This is a genomic window from Thermophagus xiamenensis, from assembly GCF_900112795.1.
GTDB classification, from domain to species: domain Bacteria; phylum Bacteroidota; class Bacteroidia; order Bacteroidales; family Marinilabiliaceae; genus Thermophagus; species Thermophagus xiamenensis.
Window position 1 is genome coordinate 1 of sequence record NZ_FONA01000041.1, and the last position, 5,123, is coordinate 5,123.

Below are 5,123 nucleotides of genomic sequence, written 5' to 3' on the forward strand. Positions count from 1 at the left end.
GGAAAGGTATTGCTGATTTCAAAAGCCGGATTGGTCCTCATCACAACCAATTCCAGTTATCTTTATTCCCTGATTAATTTTTGAGGAAACTCCAGTAATTTTATTGCTTGTTTAATTTTTCGATGAATTGTAAGATTTCATCTCTCCCTTTTTGGGTGATTACAGATGTGAAAAATAGTTGAGGTATTTCTGCCCAATCCTGTAAAAGCCTTTTTTTATAAACTAGCGTATTATTTTCAAGTTGCATCGGTTTAAGCTTATCTGTCTTAGTGAAAACTATTGAAAAAGGAATTCCGTTTTTCCCTAAATTGTTAATAAAGTCTAGGTCTTGCTCCATGGGAGGATGCCTGGAATCAACTAATACAAAAAGAGAAACCAAATTAGAACGATGAAGCAAGTAATCATTAATCAGGTTGGTGAATTTAAGTCTCTCTTTTTTTGATAGTTTTGCATAGCCATAACCGGGAAGATCAACAAAGTACCACTGATTGTTAATGAGATAGTGATTGATTAGCCTGGTTTTTCCTGGAGTTCCTGATGTTTTGGCTAAATTTTTTCTTTGACAGAGCATATTCAAAAGAGATGACTTTCCTACATTAGAGCGTCCAATAAAAGCATATTCCGGCTTGTTTGGAGATGGACACTCCTGTAGGGTTGAGCTGCTTTTTACGAATTTTGCATCAGTTATCACCATTTTCATTTTGCAAAAATAGTAAGTTTTATCGTTTGTCGGCTGGGATGGAGTTAATAACTCTAAAAATAAGTAAGCGAGTTAAGATTAGGCTAGTGTTTTAGTCTTATTTTGAGAAAAGGAAAAGATAGTGAAAAGGTTTTGATAGTTTAATATATAGATACAAGTAAGTTTAATGGAAGGCTTTTAAATAAGTATTTGATATAGTTGGAAATATTTACAGCAACGATTATTTGAAAAAAACATACTTCCAGGTCCAGATAAATTATTGGGCAATTAAAATCCGAATAAAATTGTTGTGATTATCTTTGTTGACCATAAGACATAAAAGCGTTTAAAATGGAAAGAAAATTATATCCTTTAAAATTTGAGCCCATACTAAAACAAAGAATTTGGGGTGGAACAAAATTGAAAACTCTTTTAAATAAAAAAACTGGATCGGCTACTGATATTGGTGAGAGCTGGGAATTAAGCGGTGTAGAGGGTAATGTATCGGTGGTCAGTAATGGGTTTTTAAAAGGTAATACTTTAAATGAATTGCTGGAAATTTATATGTCTGAATTGGTTGGGGATAAGGTGTTTGAAAAGTTTGGTGATATATTTCCTCTGTTAATTAAGTTTATTGATGCCAACGATGTATTATCCATCCAAGTCCATCCGGACGATGAGTTGGCGCAAAAACGGCATAATTCCTTTGGCAAAACAGAGATGTGGTATGTAATGCAAGCCGATGAAGGTTCATCTCTAATTAGTGGGTTTAAAAAAGATGTTAGTAAAGAAGAATATCTTAAAGCACTGCAGGAAAAACGGCTGGATGATTTATTGGCTAAACATGAAGTGGCGCCCGGAGATGTTTTTTTTATCCCTGCAGGTAGAGTTCATGCTATCGGAAAGGGAATACTACTGGCCGAGATTCAGCAAACCTCCGACGTAACTTACCGAATTTATGATTTTGACCGGCGAGATGCTCAAGGAAAAACTCGTGAGCTTCATACTGATTTGGCTCTTGATGCCATTGATTTTTCTGGTGGTGGGCAATACAAAACCGAGTATAACACTAATACGAACGATGTATCAAAAATCGTAGAATCCCCATATTTTGTCACAAGCTTGATTAATTTAGATGGTCATGTTTTACAAAAAGACTTTTATAAACTTGATTCATTTATTATTTTGATTGGTGTTGAGGGTCAGGCTGAAATTATTTATCATGACAACCAAAAAGAAACCATTACAATGGGCGAAACAATATTGATTCCTGCAGATTTGAAAGAGATTGTTATACAATCAACCGGTAAATGTAAATTGTTGGAAGTTCATATCCCGGATGGTGAAAGCAAATAAAATATTAGAATTTGTTGGAGTTGAGTTAAAAATTGTAATTTTGCGTCCATTGAAATGCAATAAACTGATAGTTTGGTTTGCATTTTGCTGTCAAGCAATAATGATTTGATGATTTATTCCTATTTTGGACTTTGATGAAAATTTATTTCGAGCATCGATATATAGGAAGGATCATCGTGGGTTTATAATATGTTGGGGAATACAATTATTAAATGTGCGTTGCAGCTTTTTCCCTAAAAGGAAAAATAAAATTGAAAAAGCAATGTAAGTTTTGCAAAACCAATAAGTTAGATAAATAATTTACTGATGAAGGTATTAAAATTTGGCGGAACTTCAGTAGGCTCTGCAGAAAGAATGCGAACAGTTGCTGGTTTGGTGACTTCGCCGGAAAGAAAAATTGTTGTACTTTCCGCAATGGCCGGAACAACCAACAGCCTGGTTGAAATTACAAATTATTTGTATAAAAAGAATTATGACGGTGCCAATGAAGTTATAAATAGATTAGAAAAAGGATATATTGATACCGTACATGAGCTTTTTACCAGTCGGGAGTACCAATCGAAAGGGTTAGAGGTAGTTAAATCTCATTTTGATTACATTAGGTCCTTTACTAAAGATGTATTTACCGTTTTTGAAGAAAAATCCATATTAGCACAGGGTGAACTTATTACCACTGCGTTATTTAATTTTTTTCTTCAGGAAAATGGAACCGAATCTGTGTTGCTCCCTGCGCTGGATTTTATGCGTACAAATAAAAGTAACGAGCCTGATACTGTTTATATTAGAGAAAATTTAAATCGTATATTAAAGGGATATTCTGATAAACAATTGTTTATCACTCAAGGATATATTTGTCGAAATGCCTTTGGCGAGGTGGATAATCTTCAGCGAGGAGGAAGTGATTATTCTGCTTCATTGATTGGAGCAGCTGTAAATGCCGAGGAAATTCAGATTTGGACCGATATCGACGGAATGCATAATAATGATCCCAGGTATGTTGAAAATACAAAGTCTATAGCAGAGTTGTCTTTTGACGAAGCTGCTGAATTGGCCTATTTTGGTGCAAAGATTTTACATCCCACTAGCGTGTTGCCGGCAAAGCTCGCCAATATCCCTGTTAGATTACTTAATACTATGGACCCACAAGCGCCAGGGACGATTATCTCCTCCTCCCAACATAAAGGAAGATTAACCGCTGTTGCCGCTAAAGATAATATTACTGCCATAAAGATTAAATCGGGACGAATGTTGCTGGCATACGGCTTTTTGCGTAAGGTATTTGAAATTTTTGAGAGCTATAAAACACCAATTGACATGATTACTACTTCCGAAGTTGGTGTTTCGGTTACAATCGATAATGACAGGCATCTTGAAGAAATCGTCGATGACCTAAGAAAATTTAGTACGGTTGAGGTCGATAGAGATCAGGTTATCATTTGTATTGTTGGTGACTTGGTGGCCGAAAATAAAGGGTATGCCAATCGAATATTTGAAGCCTTAAAAGATATTCCCATCCGGATGATCTCTTATGGTGGAAGCGAACATAATATCTCCTTATTGGTTAGTTCCAAAGATAAAGTTAGGGCTCTCAGGGCTTTAAGTGCTAAATTGTTTTGAATTTTTCCGAAAAAATGACTGTATTTCCTATTGATAAGTTTGAGGGGCTCCAGACCCCTTTTTATTATTATGACATGTTGTTGCTGGAGGAGACTTTGTCTACGCTGAGGAATGAAGCTCAAAAATATGATTTCCATATTCACTATGCCATAAAAGCGAATGCCAATGATCGAATTCTGCACCGTATCTGTCAGTATGATTTTGGAGTCGATTGTGTGAGCGGCTATGAGATGGAGAAAGCTCTGGAAGTAGGGTTCCCTGCTGATGGTATTTTTTTTGCCGGGGTTGGGAAAAGTGATTGGGAAATAGAATTGGGTCTCAACCATGATATAGCTTGTTTCAATGTTGAATCTCTGGCCGAATTGGAAGTCATTCATCAATTGGCTGAAAAAGTTGGCAGAAAGGCTAAAGTAGCGTTTAGAATTAATCCAAATGTTAGGGCAAATACTCATCACTATATTACAACCGGATTGGATGAAAACAAATTTGGAATTGGTTTATCAGAGCTTGAGAAAGTCATCAGCAGGATGCAACAGATGAAGTTCATTCAATTTGAAGGTATCCATTTTCATATTGGTTCACAAATTACAGAACTTGATAGTTTTAAAGAGTTGTGCTTGCGCATTAATGAATTGCAAGATTGGTTTATTGCCAAACATTTATTTCCCAAAATAATTAATGTAGGAGGAGGATTGGGAGTTGATTACGAGGATCCTGACAGTCACCCAATACCAGATTTTTCTGCTTATTTCAAAATATTTAAAGAGTTTCTCGAGACCAAACCGGGGCAGGAGGTTCATTTTGAATTGGGCAGGTCGGTAGTTGCACAGTGTGGAAATCTAATTTCGAGAGTACTATATGTAAAAGAAGGGGCAAAAAAGCGTTTCGCCATCTTGGACGCCGGAATGACAGATTTAATAAGGCCGGCATTATATCAGGCTCAGCACAGAATTGATAATATATCAGGTTTTAATGGAGATAAAGTTAGGTATGATGTGGTAGGTCCAATTTGTGAATCTTCTGATTGCTTTGGGAAAGCTCTTGATTTACCTGAAATGAAGAGGGGGAATATAGTTGCAATAAGAAGTGCAGGTGCTTATGGTGAAGTAATGGTTTCAAATTACAACCTTCGAAAAACCCCTGATGTCTATTTTTCTGATACCATTTGAAAAATTAAATAGGCAATTTCAGAAGTAAGAAAAAATTAGAATAAAACACAGAAGCTGGGATTGAAATTCCGGCTTCTTGTATTTACATAAGTTTTTCAAGATAGTTATATGTTAATTAAAATTGTTGTTATAGGTGCTTTAAGAGCATACCATCCCCATTGGTAAGCCCGTTAGAATTCATAGTATTGCTAAAATGATTTTAAGCAGCCTTTGTGACCTCTTGCCCGGCCTGGTACATCCGCCTTCCTATCTCCAATGCGTTGCCCGTATGTATGCCAAAAAATATCCAGAGTATTTCATTC

The 5,123-nt window shown here is 36.0% G+C and carries 4 protein-coding genes; 3 read left to right on the forward strand and 1 reads right to left on the reverse strand.

The genetic code is table 11. The features are described 5' to 3' along the window. Positions 1–100: 100 nt before the first annotated feature. On the reverse strand, positions 101–694 hold the full coding sequence (gene yihA, locus BM130_RS14930; protein WP_029626744.1) for a ribosome biogenesis GTP-binding protein YihA/YsxC: 594 nt from the start codon (positions 692–694) through the stop codon (positions 101–103). Between the two features lie 336 nt (positions 695–1,030). Between yihA and BM130_RS14935 the strand changes: the two genes are divergently transcribed. The 3 genes from BM130_RS14935 (at position 1,031) to lysA (ending at position 4,821) form a co-directional block, all read left to right on the forward strand. Further along, the gene (locus BM130_RS14935) at positions 1,031–2,035 is read left to right on the forward strand and encodes a type I phosphomannose isomerase catalytic subunit (protein ID WP_010528811.1); all 1,005 of its coding nucleotides are present in this window, start codon (positions 1,031–1,033) and stop codon (positions 2,033–2,035) included. A 306-nt stretch (positions 2,036–2,341) separates the two neighbouring features. Then, on the forward strand, positions 2,342–3,652 hold the full coding sequence (locus BM130_RS14940) for an aspartate kinase (RefSeq protein ID WP_010528812.1): 1,311 nt from the start codon (positions 2,342–2,344) through the stop codon (positions 3,650–3,652). Positions 3,653–3,666: 14 nt separating this feature from the next. Continuing rightward, positions 3,667–4,821, forward strand: coding sequence for a diaminopimelate decarboxylase (lysA, locus tag BM130_RS14945; RefSeq protein WP_029626745.1), 1,155 nt, complete (start codon positions 3,667–3,669; stop codon positions 4,819–4,821). The last annotated feature ends 302 nt before the right edge of the window (positions 4,822–5,123 follow it).